Source organism: Chryseobacterium sp. OSA05B (assembly GCF_019970065.1).
In the GTDB taxonomy this organism is placed as follows: domain Bacteria; phylum Bacteroidota; class Bacteroidia; order Flavobacteriales; family Weeksellaceae; genus Chryseobacterium.
This window is the reverse complement of sequence record NZ_JAHXYH010000001.1, coordinates 903,089-920,389: the sequence shown is the minus strand read 5'-3', so window position 1 is coordinate 920,389 and position 17,301 is coordinate 903,089. Positions and strand designations below refer to the sequence as shown.

Genomic DNA, 17,301 nt, shown 5'->3' with positions numbered 1-17,301 from the left:
TAAGTAAAATCTCCACTTTTATAGTGGATTTTTTCTTTTTACCCTATGGAAAAACTGGAACTCATTACAAAAGATCATGCATCGCTGGCGGTTCATCTTTTCAGCCCTGAAAAAAGCAATGGAAAACTGCTGCTGATCAACTCGGCAACGGGAGTGAAGCAGCAGGTGTATTTCTCATTTGCCCAATACTTTTCAGAACAGGGGTTCACAGTCATCACGTATGATTACAGGGGAATAGGACTTTCAAAACCTGAAAATATGAAGGGTTTTAAAGCTTCTATGAGGATCTGGGGTTCTGAAGACTACAAAGCGCTTACCCGGTACCTTAAAAAGGAATTTTCAGACTATAAGAAGTACTGTCTGGGACATTCTGTAGGCGCATTGATTCTGGGAATGAATAAAGATTCTGAAATGTTTGAGGAATTCATTTTCGTGGGAACCCAGAATGCATTTGTCGGAAACCTGAAATTCAGGACAAAAATAGAAGCCTATCTCGGTTTCGGAATTGTTCAGCCTTTAACGACCGGATTATTAGGATATTTTCCCGCCAATTGGTTTGGGCTTGGAGAAAGTCTTCCAAAAAATTGCGCATATGACTGGAGAACCTTAATTTTAAACAGGAAATCAACCAACAGACTGTTGGAGAAAATTGATGACTATTCTAAAAATCTGACGCAAAAAGTATTTGTGATCCGGGCAGAGGATGATGTGTGGCTGACTGAAAAAGGAGTATTAAGTCTTTTGAACAATACGTATCCCAACCTTAAGCCTTCCTACAGGCTGGTAAAAACATCTGAATCCGACAAAAAAGAAATCGGACACGTCAATTTTTTTAGAAGCTATAATAAAAAACTCTGGAATATTATTTTAAACGAATTGACAGCTTAATGAAAAGTACGATCGAAAACACCGTAGCATTTGTAAAAGAAAAATTAGAAGGCGCTGAAGCAGGACATGACTGGTACCATATCGAAAGAGTATGGAAGCTATCTAGAAAAATAGCAGAAACAGAAAGCTGTGATCAGGAAGTGGTAGAACTTTCTGCTTTACTGCATGATATTGCAGATCCGAAGTTCCATAACGGCGACGAAACCATCGCTCCCAAAATAGCAAGAGAATTCCTGGAAAGACAACAGGTTTCGGAAGACTTGATAGAAAAGGTTTTATTTATCATTAAAAATATTTCGTTTAAAAACAGAGGCGAGGCTCCGGCTGAACTACCGATTGAGCTTAAAATTGTACAGGATGCCGACCGTATCGATGCCATCGGGGCTATCGGAATCGGGAGAACATTTAATTTCGGAGGCTTTAAAAATAATCCGATGTATGATCCGGAAATCCAGCCAAGCCTGAATATGTCTAAAGACGAGTATAAAAAATCCAACGGTACTACAATCAATCATTTCTACGAAAAACTTTTGCTTTTAAAGGATCTGATGAATACTGAAAAGGGGAAAGAGATAGCTCAGCAACGACATGACTATATGCTTGGATTCCTCGATCAGTTTTTCAAAGAGTGGAATGTTGATTAACCTTCCTCCCGAAAAATCTTAAATCAGTATCTTTGCAGTATGGTATTTATCATTTTTGTTATCTTCTGGGCCAGTGTGCTTTCTTTGATTTTGTATAAAGTAAAATCGGGAAGGGTTGCAAAATGGGCAAAACTGTTTCGCATTCTCACTTTGGTTTTTTCAATCTCCACTTTTACGTACTGGTTCATTAAAAAGAGTGCGGTAAGCTTTGTAGACAATTCAGTAGGCTTGCAGGTCGTGAATAAGCTTCCTCAGACCCTGGATTTTTATCTTGTCAAAGTAGACAGTGCCAAAAACGGAAATCTGGAACCGAAGCATATCGGGAAAATACGTCCGGAATATTACAGGATCGAATACCTTAAAATGGATAAGTCCGATGAATATTGGATCATAGGTTATCTGGGGAAAAAGAATATGGTTTATTTCTCTCAGCACTCCGTTCCGAACAAAAATATTGACCAGATCGTAGAAGTACAGAATTACATTAATCAAAGTGTAAAACTTTCCGAAACAGCAAAAAAAGAGGTAGACGCTTACAATTATGAAAATGCAAAGCTGGGAATCTGGGTGTCCTTAGATTTCTTACTTCTGTTTCTGAACCTCGTACTTCTATTGAGAAAAAATAAGCAATAAGTAATGGGTAATGAGTAATAATAAAACTAGTGATTTAAATATTACTCATTGCTTATTACTCATATATTATGGATAGTCCAAAATCTGCATTACCTGCTCCTTAAATTCTTCAGGACAGTTTTTAATCAGTTTGTCTTTGTTCTGTTTGTTGATCTGATTCGGTTCCAGCCATTCGGTGCGGTGGGCGCTCAGGCTGTGGTTATCGTAGACTCTTTTTATTCTATGATCTTCGTAAAACGTATAATCATCGCCGAGCCAGGTGCTCGTGATGCTTATCGTGCAAATTTCTTTTTCCATGACATTTTGTATTTTAGAAATACTGTGCCCAATATGAACGTCAGTACATCCTAAGATACTAAAATTTTTCTACAAAAACAGCTTTGTGGGTATCTTTTTGCAGGTTTTGTTGAAAAGTTAGTCGATACGGGTTCGGGAAGTGTCTAGTTTCGGTGTACGTGGTTTGAGTTTGAGCGTGGGAGAATCTGAGGGTTTTAGAGTCTGAGAGTTGGAGGGTCTAGAGCTGGAAATTGTGAATTTAAAAACAATAAACGAATAACAGATACCTGGTGGCTGAGGCTCCCGAAACCACCAGTACTACTATCTAAAAGTCTCGTATCTGAAATCTTGGCTCTTGGCTCTTGATTCTTGAATCTACCATTCACTTGCGAAGCAAAATTCGCCATTGACAGCTAACATCTAATCCCTAAAATAACGTTCCATTATTATCAGTAGCCATCTGCGGAATATGAAGATCAGTTTTCCAGTCTTCATTCATCTTTTTAATGAAATAGGCAGAAAGCAGTGGGGATGCCTTTTCAATATTCTGATGAACAAAAAAATACACGTTTTGTAGTCCTTCTTTTTTCCATTTTGTCAGATGTTTCATCCAGTCATCCAGTCTTTCATAATCACTTTCGGCATTGGCACCTACGTAGCGGATGAATGCGTTTGGAGTGGTAAGACGCATATGAAGCATATCTCTTCTTCCGGCGGTATCTACGATGATGTTGGTGATATTGTTGGCTTCAAATAGTTCACAGGTCGTATTGAAAATTTCCTCATCGGTGAACCATTCGGTGTTGCGGAGCTCGATGGCCAGAGGAACTTCTTTAGGCCAGTCTTTGACAAATTTCTCCAGCCTGTCATAATCTTTAGGTTTAAAGTTATCATGAAGCTGCAGGAAAGCCATTCCCAGTTTATTATCAAAATTCATCACTGCTGATGCAAAGTTGGTCACCGGTTCAGTTACATCGATCAGTCTTCTGAAATGAGAAACCGTATTGGTGATCTTTGGAAAGAATTTAAAATTTTCCGGTGTTTTTTCTTTCCAGACTTCCACCTGCTCGGGCGTGGGCATGCCATAAAAAGTAGCGTTCAGTTCAATAGAATTAAACTGCTTTGCGTAATATGTCAATTCGTCTTTGGTGCCTTTAGGGTAAAATCCTTTAAGGTCGGTTTTATTCCATTTAGCACATCCTATGGAAATATTTTCCAGTCCTTTTTTATTTTGATTTAAAATTTCCTTGGTTCTGGCATGGTCTTTAGGAAGTGTAAAATCTATTTTTGATGGGTCTTCTACTTGTCCGAATTTCATATCTGAAGTTTTTAGAAATTAAACTTTTTAACAAATATAAAACAAAAACCATAGAAAATTCTATGGTTTTATGCTGCTTTTTTATAATGGAATTTGTGTTTTAGTCTTATTTTACACCTTGTGTTACCATTCTGTTGGAAATCACGGAATAGATACATCCTGTGGTTTTTAGATTGACGGTGATGGTTGCCGGAACTGAGCGGTAAGCGGTATCACCATAAGGCTCAATGATCTTTCCGTTTGAATCTTTTACCGTTCTTCCTTTTACGGTATACGTCATTGTAGCTGTTCCCGTAAACCCGCTTGAAGGATTGAAAGTCACAATACCTGTTGATTTATTATAAGTCCATGTTCCCTGTGGAGTTACTTTTTTACGGTACAGCGTAAGGTCTGTATCACTGCTTTTTGTAAAGCTGAAAGTAGAATAATCAATATTTGTATTGCTGGCCGTAGGCGGAGTCGTGATGCTGATAGCGCCTTTATAAGCTATATCATTAGCGAAAACCGGAATATTCACAGGCTGAAACTTACAGGTAGAAGTCACATCATCGTTCGTCACGGCTGCATAAGGAAGTGTTAATTTAACATTTCTGATGATATGCTGCTGAAACGCGGCTCCTGTAGCGGCAGCAAAACCTAACTTCAGAACAGCCGGAACGGTTGCATCCAGAGTTTGAGAAGTAGCGGTTCCTTCCGTATCTGAAGTATTAAAGTCAGAAGTCTGCGGATTCGCATTTTCAGTGTAAGGCACCGATGTTTTGTAATGATAATAATTAATGATATTCGTAGGGGTTCCATTTTGAGTGGTCTGAATATCCACTTTGATATCAAATCCGTCTGTTGTCGTCGGACTTGTAAAGTGAGGAATCAGATCAAGATATACTTTTCTGAATTCTCCCGCATTGTTTCTGAGATCAAAAACCGAGGCCAGTGTATTGGACGTAGCCAGATAGCTTCTGTCAGTCTGTAGAATTCTACCCACTGTTCCGGTATTGCTTAATGTAGAACGGGTGACCAGAACCGGGTATCCTGTGAATCCTGCCCCTAAACCTGTTGTATTGATGGCAGCCCCTCTTGCCCCTCTTAAAGTGACATGACTGGTCGCCTGGCTCCAGGTAACCCCTGAAATACCATTCACTCTGGAGTCGCCTTGAAAACGTTTGGATTTGAAATTCCCGAACTCATCCAGTGCAATACCCAGATATGCTCCTGATAAACCTGCTTTTCTCTGGCTCGCATACGTATCCTTGGTCCTGTTGTAAGAATATCCTATTCCCGCACCCGGTGATCCTATGGTTGGGTTGGTTACGGCTCCGTCGTAAAGAAAGAATGATAAACCATCTCCAAAAGTACCCCCTAAGGCGGTGCCATTTTTCATGTCATATTCAAATTCAACATGAAGCCCATTGACCGAAGTAAAAGTTCTTCCGTTGATAAATAATCCTCCGAACTGGCCCGAACTGGCGGGAGTAAGCTGTACTCCGGTAGCTGTATGTGAGGCATTTCCCTGTATAGAAAGTTCTGATGCCGAAGAAGCATTCATTAGCGAACTTGAATAGGAATAAAACCCATAAATACTGGCTACTTCAGTACTATCTGTCTGCGCATACACGAAATTGGTAAGCAGTACGAAAACCAGGCTCATCAGAGACAGCCCTTTATAATTCTTTTTCATAGCTGCTTATTTTACAACAAAAACGATGTTGATGAAAGACGCTGAAGTAGCATTGGATAAAACATCGTAATTCAATACGCCCGTGCTGCTGATGCTATTGATCTTGAAAACAGAAGTATCATAGCCCGTTACATAATAGTACAGATCTGTTGCATTGGGAAAAAACGGAATCGAAGCAGGAGCAGATGCACTTCTTGCATTGGTCGGTACATTCGAAAACTGATTTTTATACAGGGTGTACAGATCTTTCGTTTGTCCCGTTCCGGTGGTGGTAGTATCAAAAACTACGCTTGGCATGTAGAAGAACTTAGCCACATACGGAGAAAGACATACCCAGTCCGGAGCTGCAGGAGTGCCTACATTCTGACTGATACATTTTTTGTTGGTGTCAAAAATAACGAGGCCTGTTGCCGGATTGGTTACTAATGAAAGATTGCTGATTCTGGGCAGTAAAACTCCTTTGGAAGTACTTGTAACGTCTAAAGCGGAGCTTGGATTAGGTGAAGAGGTATTAATACCCACCTGTGCAGTAATGGAGCAAAAAGCCATTACCAAAACTAAAGTAATAATTTTGTACATGTTCGAAATAATTTTTTTTGTGTGTTTTCTACTATTAACAAACTTCTTGCCAATAGAAAATTAAATGTTTAATATGAAATTTTTGTGTATTTTATATTATAACTGATATTTGTTTATGATTAATTTTAATTTATAAATTTGTGTTGTGTCTAAATTCATCATTCTGTGAATTGTATATAGGTTATTTGTGTGTTTTTGCTTGTTTTACTATATTTCTATATTCTTCTTTTTTATTTTAAATATTAAATAATGCTTAATTTCTTAGCGTAATGGAGAAATGTATTATTTTTACTGATTTTACTTTTTTACTTATAAATATTTAATTTTATACCATACGATATACTCATTAAATAATCACATTCGGTTAATGGTGTTAAATAGAGTTCTTAGCTCCGTTTCTGTCGTTATTTAAGATCAGGAAATGTCTGATTTTGAATAATATTTTTATTTAAAAGTTAATTTGTTTAGTAAGTTTTAAACAAATGTATATAAAATAGATTGATATTAATAATGAAAAGCCTTTAGTAGAGGGACTTGATTCACTGGTCGGGGAGTGGAAGACCTATATTTTCAATGTTCATGAATGATTAACGGAAAATAACTTTTTCAAATGTAAATGTTAAATTTTTGTTAAATTTTATATTGGACTGTTTATTAGCCTTTTTGGAATGCTTTATAGCTGTTATTTCCCGGAATATGTGTTGTTTTACTAAATGATAAACCTTTAAACAAAAAAAAACACGCTAAAAAGCGTGCTTTACGATATGCTGATGTTTATTATTTATAAATCTTATGCCTCACAAGCTGAACAGCTCACGAAATTAACCATCATTTCCTTAGAAACAGAAGAACTTCTTTGATAATAAAGTGTTTTTACTCCTTTTTTCCATGCCTCAATGTAAAGATAATTAACGTCTTTTACCGGCATTGTAGATGGGATCTGTAAGTTCAGAGACTGAGCCTGATCGATGTATTGTTGTCTTTGCGCGGCCTGAGAGATGATTTCCATCGGAGAGATCTCTTTGAACGTTTTGAATACTGCTTTCTCCTCATCGGTAAGCTCTTTCAAATGCTGTACAGAACCGTGGTTCAGCATGATCGTTCTCCAGGTTTCTTCGTTGTCCAGACCTTTTTCTTCCAGTAATTTAGCCAGATATTTGTTCTTACGCATAAAGTTTCCTTTCGCAAGACCGGCTTTGTAATAGTTGGAAGCAAACGGCTCGATTCCCGGAGAAGTCTGTCCTAAGATCGCGGAACTTGAAGTGGTAGGAGCAATAGCCATGGTCGTGGTATTTCTCAATCCATATCCTTTCAGTAATTCCGGTTCACCGTATATGTTGGCTAATTCTCTTGAAGCAGTTTCTGCCTGCTCTTTGATGTGTCTGAAAGCTCTCGCATTAAACTGAGTCGCTTCAAAACTTTCAAACGGAATCATGTTTTTCTGTAAATAAGAATGGTATCCTAAAACGCCCAATCCAAGCGCTCTGTGACGCAACGCGAAGTTTCTGGCTCCCTGCAGGTAGTAGTTTCCTTCTGTTTTTTCGATAAATTCAGTTAACACTGCATCCAGAAAGTAAACAGCCAGTTTTACAGCATCTGTATCTTTCCACTCGTCATACAGTTCCAGGTTCATGGAAGACAGACAACAGATGAAAGATTCTTCTCTGGTAGAAGGAAGCATGATCTCAGAGCAAAGGTTACTTGCATTGACAGGCATTCCCAGATCTTTATAAACCTGTGGCTTGTTTCTGTTAACGTTATCCGTAAAGAAAATATAAGGAAGACCTTTCTGCTGACGGCTTTCAAGAACTCTTGCCCAGATTTTACGTTTATCCATATCACCATCGATCATATCCTGCATCCAGTAATCAGGAACACAAATTCCTGTAAATAAGTTCTGGATCGGGCTTCCGATATCTTTGATGGATAAGAATTCTTCAATATCGCCATGGTCGATATCCAGATAAGCAGCAAAAGCACCTCTTCTTACGCCTCCCTGAGAAACAACATCCATTGCGGTATCGAATAATTTCATGAATGAAACCGCTCCTGAAGATTTTCCGTTATCTGTTACCGCAGTCCCTCTGTTTCTCAATTCTCCGAAATATCCTGAAGTTCCACCTCCGATCTTCGTCTGCATGATCACTTCACCCATTTTGTGGGTAATGCCTTCAATGCTGTCCGGGATGTGTACGTTGAAACAAGAAATAGGAAGACCTCTCTGTGTTCCCATGTTCGCCCATACAGGAGATGAGAAACTGATCCATCCTTTGGTGATCATTTCTTTGAAAGCAGCCTGTAATTCAGGCTTGTATAATTTTTTTGCAGCTGCCGTTGTAATTCTGTCGATGGCTCCGTCTACCGTTTCTCCTTTTAACAGATATCCTCTGTTCAGCATCTGCTCAGACTCTTCATTGAGCCACCATATATTTGAATTTTGCTCTTCCATAGATGTTATATTTTCGAATTCCGGAGCAGTGTTTGTGCTCCGGAATTTTGTTGCTTTTTATATTGATTGTAAAATTTCCACTTTGTGCGTGCCGTTCAGTCCGCTTTCATCTCTTAATCGTTGAAACTCTTTAAAAGACGGTACATTTAAAACCTCATGCTGAACCTCTTCATTGATATAGTTTGAATAATGTAAAAAAGTAACACCGTCTTCTTTTACATAAACCTTATACTCAAATGTCTCCTGATCCAGATTTTTAAAATCATCCAGAAACTTTTGGATATGGGTTTTGTTTTCTGAAACGTATTCAGGGTTTACGGTGTAGGTTACGATTACATTAATCATTTTTTGTGCTTTGTAATATTTTGTTATTCTAGGGAACGAAGGAATTTGATAGGGTGAGGTACACTGACAGATTTAGAATGATATTTCTAATACTATCTGCTTTGACGCTCGCTTCGCTCGCGCCCACCTATATTAAATTAAAACAAATCGTTCGCCGTAATACTCTTATCGTGTTTTGTATAATCCACCGGTCTTTTTGCAAAGAAGTCATCCATAGAGTTTGCGAAAACTTCCTCTTCAAACCATTTCATTGGACGGTACTGCTCAGGAGTCACGTTGTAACGGGTTTCCATATCGATTTTCTTCAAACTGTCGTCTACACGGTATTTCATGAAGTTCAGAAGGTCTTCTTTTGAGAAAACGGTTAATTCTCCCAGTTCAAAGATCCAGTCTAAGATTTCACCTTCCAGCTCGATAGACTGATCTACAAGGGTGTAGATGTCTTCAATGTCAGAATCTGTTAACAGATCAGGCTGTTCCTCACGGATTTTGTTGATCAGGTAGATTCCGGCGTTAGCATGGATTTGCTCGTCGATAGAAGTCCATGCGATAATATTGGAAACGTTCTTCATATATCCTTTGAATCTTGTGAAAGAAAGGATGATCGCGAATTGTGAGAAAAGCGATACGTTTTCGATCAGGATACTGAATAATAAAAGGGAAGATACGTATTCTTTAGGCGTAGTAGAATTGGCGTGTTTCAATACATTTGAAAGGAAGTCAATTCTCTTTTTTACGGCAGGAATTTCAATAACGTTGGTAAATTCTTCGTTGTATCCCAATACCTCTACCAAACGGGAATACGCTTCGGAATGACGGAATTCACATTCTGCGAAAGTAGCTCCCAGCCCATTGAATTCAGGTTTTGGCAAGTGGTTGTATAGGTTTCCCCAGAATGTCTTTACAGACACCTCGATCTGTGCAATGGCAAGCAATGCATTTTTTACAGCGTGTTTTTCGTTCGGCTCTAACTGCGAATGAAAATCCTGAACATCTGCAGTAAAATCCACTTCCGAATGCACCCAGAACGATTTGTTGATCGCCTCTACAAACTGAAGAACCTCAGGGTATTCAAATGGCTTGTAACTTACTCTCTTATCGAAAATTCCCATATTAAAATATCTTTAAAATTAAATAATCAGCATTACTGTGGATAACGTGGAAGTAATGCTTAACTTCTTGTATGTTTGGTATTTACGTTAGAAACATATTCACATTGGTGATTGGAGGTTTCTTGTAAAGAACTAATGACAAAGTTCGAAAAAAAGAACTGATTTTGAAAGGGGTAAATACTAAATGGCTGAGTTTTAACTCTAAAAGTTTTCCACATTTACATGAAACCAGCACGAATAATGGCTTAGAAGGGGTTATGAGGAAAAAATAAATGAAAAAACACACTTACAGTTAAACAGATTAATGTAATGTACTATAAACAAAGGAGTAATAGGTTAAACAATAAAATGTTCGAATAAATTATGGTTCTTGTAACAAATTGAAAGTATCGTCTACTTATATGGGTATAAAACAAGCATCACTTAATGTTAGTAATTCAGGATTTACATAAATCATACGATACGGGGAAAAGCAAGCTGCACGTTCTTAAGGGTATTAATCTTAATATTTCCGAAGGCGAGTTTGTTTCTATTATGGGAAGTTCCGGGTCCGGAAAGTCTACGCTTCTTAATATCATCGGTATTCTGGATGAAAAAGATTCAGGGACTTACGAGCTGGACAATGTTCCTATTGAACATCTTTCCGAGGTGAAAGCGGCAGAGTACAGAAGTAAGTTTCTGGGCTTTATATTTCAGTCTTTCAACCTGATCAGCTATAAAACAGCTCTGGAAAATGTAGCGCTTCCTTTATACTATCAGAATGTTCCCAGAAAAGAGCGTAACAAGAAAGCCATGGAATATCTTGAGAAAGTAGGTCTTGCACAATGGGCAGATCACTTACCCAACGAACTTTCCGGTGGACAGAAACAGAGAGTAGCTATTGCAAGAGCATTGATCACTGATCCCAAAGTGGTTCTTGCGGATGAGCCAACCGGAGCACTGGATTCTAAAACAACGCATGATATTATGAAGCTTCTTCAGGATATCAATAATGAAGGGAGAACCATCATCGTTGTAACCCACGAACCGGACGTAGCTGCACAAACCAAGAGAAACGTCATCCTGAAAGACGGCATCATTGAAAGTGATGAGTTTATTAAGCAGGTTGTTTTGTAGAATGTGCTGATTTGAAAATTTGATAATGAGATCATTTGAAAATTTAGAGCCCAATATTTTAATCTTTAGATTTTTCAATCTTTAAATACCAATAAAAAATGTTTGACCTAGATCGTTGGCAGGAAATATTCAGTTCTATTCGCAGTAATGTATTGCGAACGGTGCTTTCGGGGTTTACAGTGGCTTTGGGACTGTTTATTTTTGTGGTTCTTTTCGGAATAGGAAAGGGGCTTCAGAATGCCTTTACCGAGGGGTTTGCAAGAGATGCACAGAATCTTATCACGATCTATACCGGTAAAACCACCATGGCCTATAAAGGGCTTCAGTCTGACAGAACAGTCACGATGAATAATGACGACTACGACTTCCTGATCAATGCAGATAAAGACAAAGTAGGTGATGCCAGTCCGAGATACACTACCAGTTTAATGGTGAAATACGGAAAAGAAAGCGGGACGTATCAGGTAAACGGTGCAGAACCGGGGGAGAAGGTCATTGAAAACAGAAAGATGCTGGACGGACGTTATCTGACAGATATGGATCTTCAGAGAAAGCAAAACGTTGCGGTCATCGGAAGAATGGTTCAGCGTGACCTGATCAAGAACGGAAGCCCGGTAGGAAAAGATCTGAACATCAATGGAACCATGTTCAAAGTGGTAGGGGTATTTTCAGATGACGGAGGAGACTGGGATGAAAGACATATCGCGGTTCCTATTACCACACTTCAGCAAATGAAAAAAGGCTCTGATACGGTGTCTACGGTATATATCGCCTACAATGAAAAGATGAGTCCTGAAGAAGCCATTAAATATGGTGATGAACTTAAAGACAGATTAAAATCAAGAAAGAATGTTGCTCCTGACGATGAAAACGGAGTCCGTGTCTGGAATAATGCCAAGAACATGAATGAAACCTTCCAGTTTATGGCCGTGCTGACCATTATTGTAGGTTTTATCGGTTTGGGAACATTATTGGCGGGGATCATCGGGATCAGTAACATCATGGTGTATATCGTAAAAGAAAGAACCAAAGAGATCGGTGTCCGTAAGGCCATCGGTGCAAAACCAAGAAGTATTGTAGCACTGATTGTACAGGAAAGTGTCGTGATAACGGTAGTTTCGGGTATTGTTGGAGTGGGAGTAGGTGTTTTGGCGCTCAGCTTAATCGGCGACAGCCTGGAAGAATACTTTATCAAAAGCCCGAGCGTAGGCTGGGTGACTATCTTTATGGCATTTATTGCTTTGGTATTTTCAGGGCTTATTGCAGGATTTGTTCCGGCATACAGAGCTTCGAGAATTAAACCGATAGAGGCGTTAAGAACCGAGTAGTGATGTGATGATCATTTATCAATCAGCAATTATATTTTATTTTAAACTTATAACTCAAAGAAGTGAACATATTATTTAAAAAAGATACTTGGCAGGAAATTTATTATTCACTGAGGAATAATAAGCTTCGTACGTTCCTTACCATGATTGGTGTAGGCTGGGGAATGTTTTTGTATGTGAGTCTTCTTGGAGCGGCAAAAGGGATGGAGAATGGTTTTGATAAACTGTTTTCCGGATTTGCAACCAATTCTATTTTTCTTTGGGCTCAGAAAACATCCATTCCTTATGATGGATTCCCTAAAGGAAGACAAGTTCATCTCAACTTATCCGACATGGATATGCTGAAAAGAAAAGTGAGTGCTATAGATTATATCTCACCCCAAAATGCAAGGGGAAGCTTTACCGGAACACCTGGTGAATCTATGTCCAGAAACGGAAAAAACGGGACGTATTCTCTTACTGGAGATTACTCTGTGGGAAATAAAATTTCAGAAAAGAAACTTATTTTCGGACGCTACATCAATGATGCCGATGTGATGGGGAATAAAAATGTAGTAGTGATCGGAGAAGAGATCTACAAGAACTTCTTTGATGCCAAGAAAAAAGAAAATCCGGTAGGAAAACAGGTCAATATAAAAGGAATATTTTTTAATGTGATCGGGGTTTTCAGGGTGAAAAAAGGAGGCGGATTTGAAAATGACCAGACTGCATTTATTCCACTTTCCACCTATACCAAAATGTACAACGCCGGAGAGCAGATTGACATGTTTGCGATTGTAAGTAAGCCTAATGCCAATGTAAACGGAGTAGAGGAAGATGTAAAGCAGGTGCTGAAAACTCAGAATAAAGTATCTCCTGAAGATACCAATGCTTTCGGAAGTTTCAACTTAGGAAAAGAATTTAAAAAACTGACGGGATTCCTTACCGGAATGCAGCTTCTCACCATTATCGTAGGAACGCTGACCATTCTTGCCGGAGTTATCGCCATCTCGAATATACTTCTGATTACCGTAAAAGAAAGAACCAAGGAAATTGGGATCCGAAGAGCTTTAGGCGCAAAACCGGCCGAAGTAAGAAACCAAATTCTGTTGGAAAGTGTAGTGATTACACTGTCCTCGGGGATTCTCGGATTCATGTGCGGAATCTTTGTCCTCATTATTTTAAATGCAGTGACGCAGAATCAGGATGAATTCCCTTTCTATAATCCGACGGTGAATTACGGAAATGTATTCGGAGCTATGGCGGTCATGGTGATCCTGGGCCTTATTATCGGAATGATCCCGGCACAGCGTGCTGTAAAGATCAGACCTATTGAAGCCTTGAGATCGGAATAAGATTGATGTGGTGATTTGATGATGTGTTGATGAGTTGATTTGATGATGGGGTAATGTGTTAATTTGAAAATGAAATAATTTGGAAATCTGAAAATAAGGACGAATTTTTTTAATGTTTAAATCCTTTTAGTCGATTTCCTCCTTTTAATAGTAAAAAATAAACTAGATATATGAAAAAGAAATTCACTTGGAAAAAAGCCATTTATATTGTACTGGGGCTTTTATTTGCAGTGGCATTGTTCTTCGGGATCGGGTATCTCGTGAAATCAAATTCTAAAGAGAGTGAAGCTTTCCTGACCAGAAAACCATCGTACCAGAATATGGAAGACAAGGTAATGGCCACGGGAAAAATCGTTCCGAAAGAAGAAATTGAGATCAAGCCGAACATTGCGGGAATCATTGATAAAATTTTGGTAGATGAAGGAGATAAAGTGACAGCAGGACAGCTGATCGCTACCGTGAGAATCATTCCTAACATTGCTGACGTCAACAACGCTCAGCAGGAAGTGGTGAACTCCCAGCTGCAGATCAGTAACGCCAAGTTGAATGTGGATAATATGCAGAAGCAATATGCTATGCAGGAAAAACTGTTTAAGCAGGGCGTAATTTCCAAGCAGGAGTATTTAAACTCTCAGCAGCAGCTGTATACCCAACAGCAGACGCTTAGAAATGCCAACCAGCAGTTAGCCACCGCTCAAAAAAGGCTACAGATTGTAAAAACCGGAGCTACTCCTGAACTTCAGGGATTGGCTACAACGCAGATCCGTTCCAAGGCATCAGGTACCGTTCTTGAGGTTCCTGTAAAAGTGGGAAGCCAGGTGATTGAGGCCAACTCTTTCAACGCAGGTACTACGATCTGTTCCATTGCAGACCTTAATTCTCTGATCTTCCAGGGAGAAATAGACGAAGCCCAGGCTGGAAAACTGAAGCAGGGAATGGATATGAAAATCGTAATCGGTGCCCTTCAGAACAAAACGTTCCCGGGAAAACTGACGATGATTGCACCTAAAGGAAAAGACAATTTAGGAACCATCAAATTCCCGGTAGAAGGAGACGTAACGAATCCTAACAACGAATACATCAGAGCGGGATTCTCTGCCAACGGAGAAATCGTCCTTAAATCTGAGAAGAACGCATTGCTGTTGGATGAATCACTGGTTCAGTACGAAAAGAAAAACGGTAAAGACACGCCTTTCGTAGAAGTAAAGCAGAAGGATGGAAAATTCAAGAAAGTATATGTGAAATTAGGAGCCAGCGATGGAATCAATGTACAGATCATTTCAGGAATCACCAAAGACTCTGAAGTGAAAGTATGGAACCCTTCCGATAAAGACAAGGAAGAACTTAAAGAAAAGAAAAAATAGTAAACAATCACTATATATTTAAACTGTAAGATCCTGGGAATTTATTCTCAGGATTTTTTTATTAATCAGGTTCGTTCATCTCTGAAATAGAATTATTAGATTTGATATTAAAATAAAGACATGTGCAGGTATGCCCGAAAAACATATAAATCCCATTACACCTGTTTTAAATGCAGAAAATCATTTAAACAGACCGATGCATATGATATTCTTTCAAGAATTGAGAAAGAAAAAGTCTATCATCAGCCGGATGGAACGATAAGAAATGTGGGCGATGTGTTTACAAAAGCTAAAAAAGAAGAACTGGATGCACTGACAGAAGAGATCAAGGCAAGAAAGATCAAATGTCCCGAATGTGGAAATCTCATGGCCGATTTGGGATGGGATTTTAAAGCACCAAAGAAAACCGCTGTTAAAGAATGGAAAATTGTAGAAGGCCTGTTTGTCATAGGAAGGTGTTTTCACAGCTGCGGATGTGATGGGATTGGTTACATTCCACAAAATCCTAAAGACTATGAAGAGTACTTAAAAAATACTTTGGAAGAGTACAAAAACAACGTCCTTAGCGGCCAAAGTAAAACGAACAAGGAGTTTCCCGAAAAACGTGAATATATTCAATTTTGGACGCGAAAAGTATCAGATGTCAATGCAGAAATAATCCGTCAGAAATTTGAAAAAACTTAAAATCCTCCTTCATGAAGAAAAACTACCTGATTCTCTTTTTCTTTATCATCGCAAAATTCATTCTCCAGTATTCCCTCATCAGCCCGGAATATGAACTGCACCGGGATGAATACTTACATCTGGATCAGGGCAATCACCTTGCATGGGGATATCTTTCTGTGCCGCCCGTTAATTCATGGCTGGCCTGGCTGGTAAAAATAGCTGGAGGTTCCGTCTTTTGGGTTAAATTTTTTCCTGCCCTCTTCGGAGTATTGACGATTGTTGTGGTATGGAAAATAATTGAAGAACTTCAGGGAAGTTTATACGCCAAAATTCTGGCTTCAACAGGAATTCTGCTCTCCGTACTTCTCCGTCTCAATATGCTTTTTCAGCCGACTTCTTTGGAAGTTCTATTATGGACACTTCTGTATTATGTACTCATCAGGTATTTCAATTCTGAAAAAATAAAATGGCTTTACATAGCCGCTGTGCTCTTCGGGATAGGTTTCCTGAATAAATACAATATTGTCTTTTCCGTGTTGGGAATTATTCCCGCTGTTCTCCTGACAAAGCAGAGGAAGATCTTTCTTCAACCCCATCTTTACGGTGCCGGATTATTATCCCTTATGATTATGCTGCCCAATCTGCTGTGGCAGTACAATAACGGCTTTCCCGTGATTCATCATATGGAAGAACTTGCAGAAAGACAGCTGGTGCATGTCAACCGGGTTGATTTCTTTAAATCCCAGGTCCTGTTTTTTATAGGCTCATTTTTAGTAATCATGGGAGGATTGTATGCCTTGTTATTTTATAAACCGTTTGAAAAATTCAGGTCTTTCTTCTGGATGTATGTCGCGACGATTGCCCTGTTTGTATTTTTTAAGGCTAAAGATTATTATGCGATTGGTCTTTATCCTGTATTAATAGCGTTTGGTGCTGTTTTTCTGGCTCATCTTTTTGACAATGGCTGGAAAAAGTTCCTTAGACCGGCCTTTATTGTCATTCCTGTTTTGCTGTTTTTACCGTTGTATCAGGTCGCTTTTCCCAATAAAAGTCCGGAATACATCATCAGTCACCCGGATTCATATAAAAAAATGGGACTGCTCCGTTGGGAAGATGGTGAAGATCATCCCTTGCCTCAGGATTTTGCGGATATGCAGGGCTGGAGAGAGCTTGCTGAAAAAGTGGATAAAGAATATTCTATATTGTCAAAATTCGGAAATACATTGGTTCTCTGTGATAATTACGGACAGGCAGGAGCCATCAATTATTATTCAAAAAAGGGAATAAAAGCAGTTTCCTTTAACGCCGATTACATCAATTGGTTTGATCTGAGTGAAAAGTATGTTAATCTGATCCGCGTCAAAGAATTTTCCAAAGACGAAGATGAGCTCAAAGAAACAGGTCCTTATTTTAACACCGGCAAAGCAGCCGATTCCATTGTCAATACATTTGCCCGGGAAAAAGGAACTACCGTCTTTAGTTTTGAGGGCGCTAAAATTGATATCAGGAAGAAAATTCAAAGTGAAATTGATACCATGAAATGGTGATATTAACACTTAATTAACTAGGATGTA

At 38.9% G+C, this 17,301-nt stretch carries 16 protein-coding genes; 9 read left to right on the top strand and 7 right to left on the bottom strand.

Annotated features, from left to right (window positions below; all coding sequences use genetic code 11):
• Positions 1-45 precede the first annotated feature (45 nt).
• The 3 genes from LC419_RS04125 to LC419_RS04115 are packed head-to-tail and all read left to right on the top strand — an operon-like array spanning position 46 to position 2,165.
• Positions 46-888: an alpha/beta fold hydrolase gene (locus tag LC419_RS04125; RefSeq protein WP_223606158.1), complete on the top strand. Its 843-nt coding sequence runs from the start codon at positions 46-48 to the stop codon at positions 886-888.
• Complete coding sequence (locus LC419_RS04120) at positions 888-1,532, top strand: HD domain-containing protein (protein WP_223606157.1); 645 nt, start codon at positions 888-890, stop codon at positions 1,530-1,532. The genes LC419_RS04125 and LC419_RS04120 overlap by 1 nt, the downstream gene beginning before the upstream one ends.
• A 39-nt stretch (positions 1,533-1,571) precedes the next feature.
• A complete protein-coding gene (locus LC419_RS04115; protein WP_223606156.1) occupies positions 1,572-2,165 on the top strand; it encodes a hypothetical protein in 594 nt (197 codons plus the stop codon).
• 66 nt (positions 2,166-2,231) lie between these two features.
• On the opposite strand, the gene LC419_RS04110 is transcribed toward LC419_RS04115, so the two are convergent.
• From LC419_RS04110 to LC419_RS04080, 7 genes are all read right to left on the bottom strand, one after another.
• Positions 2,232-2,462 (bottom strand): hypothetical protein, encoded by a 231-nt coding sequence (locus LC419_RS04110; RefSeq protein WP_223606155.1) that lies wholly within the window; start codon positions 2,460-2,462, stop codon positions 2,232-2,234.
• A 406-nt stretch (positions 2,463-2,868) separates the two neighbouring features.
• A complete protein-coding gene (locus tag LC419_RS04105) occupies positions 2,869-3,759 on the bottom strand; it encodes a DUF72 domain-containing protein (protein ID WP_223606154.1) in 891 nt (296 codons plus the stop codon).
• Between the two features lie 106 nt (positions 3,760-3,865).
• Entirely contained in the window at positions 3,866-5,434 is a 1,569-nt protein-coding gene (locus LC419_RS04100; RefSeq protein WP_223606153.1) for a hypothetical protein, read from the bottom strand.
• 6 nt (positions 5,435-5,440) lie between these two features.
• The gene (locus tag LC419_RS04095; RefSeq protein WP_223606152.1) at positions 5,441-6,013 is read right to left on the bottom strand and encodes a hypothetical protein; all 573 of its coding nucleotides are present in this window, start codon (positions 6,011-6,013) and stop codon (positions 5,441-5,443) included.
• A 790-nt stretch (positions 6,014-6,803) separates the two neighbouring features.
• Entirely contained in the window at positions 6,804-8,471 is a 1,668-nt protein-coding gene (locus LC419_RS04090) for a ribonucleoside-diphosphate reductase subunit alpha (RefSeq protein ID WP_223606731.1), read from the bottom strand.
• Positions 8,472-8,519: 48 nt separating this feature from the next.
• Entirely contained in the window at positions 8,520-8,807 is a 288-nt protein-coding gene (locus tag LC419_RS04085; protein ID WP_223606151.1) for a hypothetical protein, read from the bottom strand.
• 137 nt (positions 8,808-8,944) lie between these two features.
• Positions 8,945-9,919: a ribonucleotide-diphosphate reductase subunit beta gene (locus LC419_RS04080; RefSeq protein WP_034729294.1), complete on the bottom strand. Its 975-nt coding sequence runs from the start codon at positions 9,917-9,919 to the stop codon at positions 8,945-8,947.
• Between the two features lie 426 nt (positions 9,920-10,345).
• On the opposite strand from LC419_RS04080, the gene LC419_RS04075 reads away from it, so the two are divergent.
• From LC419_RS04075 to LC419_RS04050, 6 genes are all read left to right on the top strand, one after another.
• Positions 10,346-11,035: an ABC transporter ATP-binding protein gene (locus tag LC419_RS04075; RefSeq protein ID WP_223606150.1), complete on the top strand. Its 690-nt coding sequence runs from the start codon at positions 10,346-10,348 to the stop codon at positions 11,033-11,035.
• Positions 11,036-11,133: 98 nt separating this feature from the next.
• Positions 11,134-12,363 (top strand): ABC transporter permease, encoded by a 1,230-nt coding sequence (locus LC419_RS04070; protein WP_223606149.1) that lies wholly within the window; start codon positions 11,134-11,136, stop codon positions 12,361-12,363.
• 62 nt (positions 12,364-12,425) lie between these two features.
• Positions 12,426-13,697 (top strand): ABC transporter permease, encoded by a 1,272-nt coding sequence (locus LC419_RS04065; protein ID WP_223606148.1) that lies wholly within the window; start codon positions 12,426-12,428, stop codon positions 13,695-13,697.
• A 170-nt stretch (positions 13,698-13,867) separates the two neighbouring features.
• Positions 13,868-15,061, top strand: a complete 1,194-nt coding sequence (locus LC419_RS04060; RefSeq protein WP_223606147.1) for an efflux RND transporter periplasmic adaptor subunit — start codon at positions 13,868-13,870, stop codon at positions 15,059-15,061.
• 120 nt (positions 15,062-15,181) lie between these two features.
• Positions 15,182-15,745: a hypothetical protein gene (locus LC419_RS04055; protein WP_223606146.1), complete on the top strand. Its 564-nt coding sequence runs from the start codon at positions 15,182-15,184 to the stop codon at positions 15,743-15,745.
• Positions 15,746-15,756: 11 nt separating this feature from the next.
• Entirely contained in the window at positions 15,757-17,274 is a 1,518-nt protein-coding gene (locus LC419_RS04050) for a glycosyltransferase family 39 protein (RefSeq protein WP_223606145.1), read from the top strand.
• Positions 17,275-17,301: the final 27 nt, after the last annotated feature.

Coding starts and splice junctions, on each gene's coding strand:
- LC419_RS04125 (WP_223606158.1), top strand. CDS start 46: ATGGAAAAACTGGAACTCATTACAAAAGATCATGCATCGCTGGCGGTT.
- LC419_RS04120 (WP_223606157.1), top strand. CDS start 888: ATGAAAAGTACGATCGAAAACACCGTAGCATTTGTAAAAGAAAAATTA.
- LC419_RS04115 (WP_223606156.1), top strand. CDS start 1,572: ATGGTATTTATCATTTTTGTTATCTTCTGGGCCAGTGTGCTTTCTTTG.
- LC419_RS04110 (WP_223606155.1), bottom strand. CDS start 2,462: ATGGAAAAAGAAATTTGCACGATAAGCATCACGAGCACCTGGCTCGGC.
- LC419_RS04105 (WP_223606154.1), bottom strand. CDS start 3,759: ATGAAATTCGGACAAGTAGAAGACCCATCAAAAATAGATTTTACACTT.
- LC419_RS04100 (WP_223606153.1), bottom strand. CDS start 5,434: ATGAAAAAGAATTATAAAGGGCTGTCTCTGATGAGCCTGGTTTTCGTA.
- LC419_RS04095 (WP_223606152.1), bottom strand. CDS start 6,013: ATGTACAAAATTATTACTTTAGTTTTGGTAATGGCTTTTTGCTCCATT.
- LC419_RS04085 (WP_223606151.1), bottom strand. CDS start 8,807: ATGATTAATGTAATCGTAACCTACACCGTAAACCCTGAATACGTTTCA.
- LC419_RS04080 (WP_034729294.1), bottom strand. CDS start 9,919: ATGGGAATTTTCGATAAGAGAGTAAGTTACAAGCCATTTGAATACCCT.
- LC419_RS04075 (WP_223606150.1), top strand. CDS start 10,346: ATGTTAGTAATTCAGGATTTACATAAATCATACGATACGGGGAAAAGC.
- LC419_RS04070 (WP_223606149.1), top strand. CDS start 11,134: ATGTTTGACCTAGATCGTTGGCAGGAAATATTCAGTTCTATTCGCAGT.
- LC419_RS04060 (WP_223606147.1), top strand. CDS start 13,868: ATGAAAAAGAAATTCACTTGGAAAAAAGCCATTTATATTGTACTGGGG.
- LC419_RS04055 (WP_223606146.1), top strand. CDS start 15,182: ATGTGCAGGTATGCCCGAAAAACATATAAATCCCATTACACCTGTTTT.
- LC419_RS04050 (WP_223606145.1), top strand. CDS start 15,757: ATGAAGAAAAACTACCTGATTCTCTTTTTCTTTATCATCGCAAAATTC.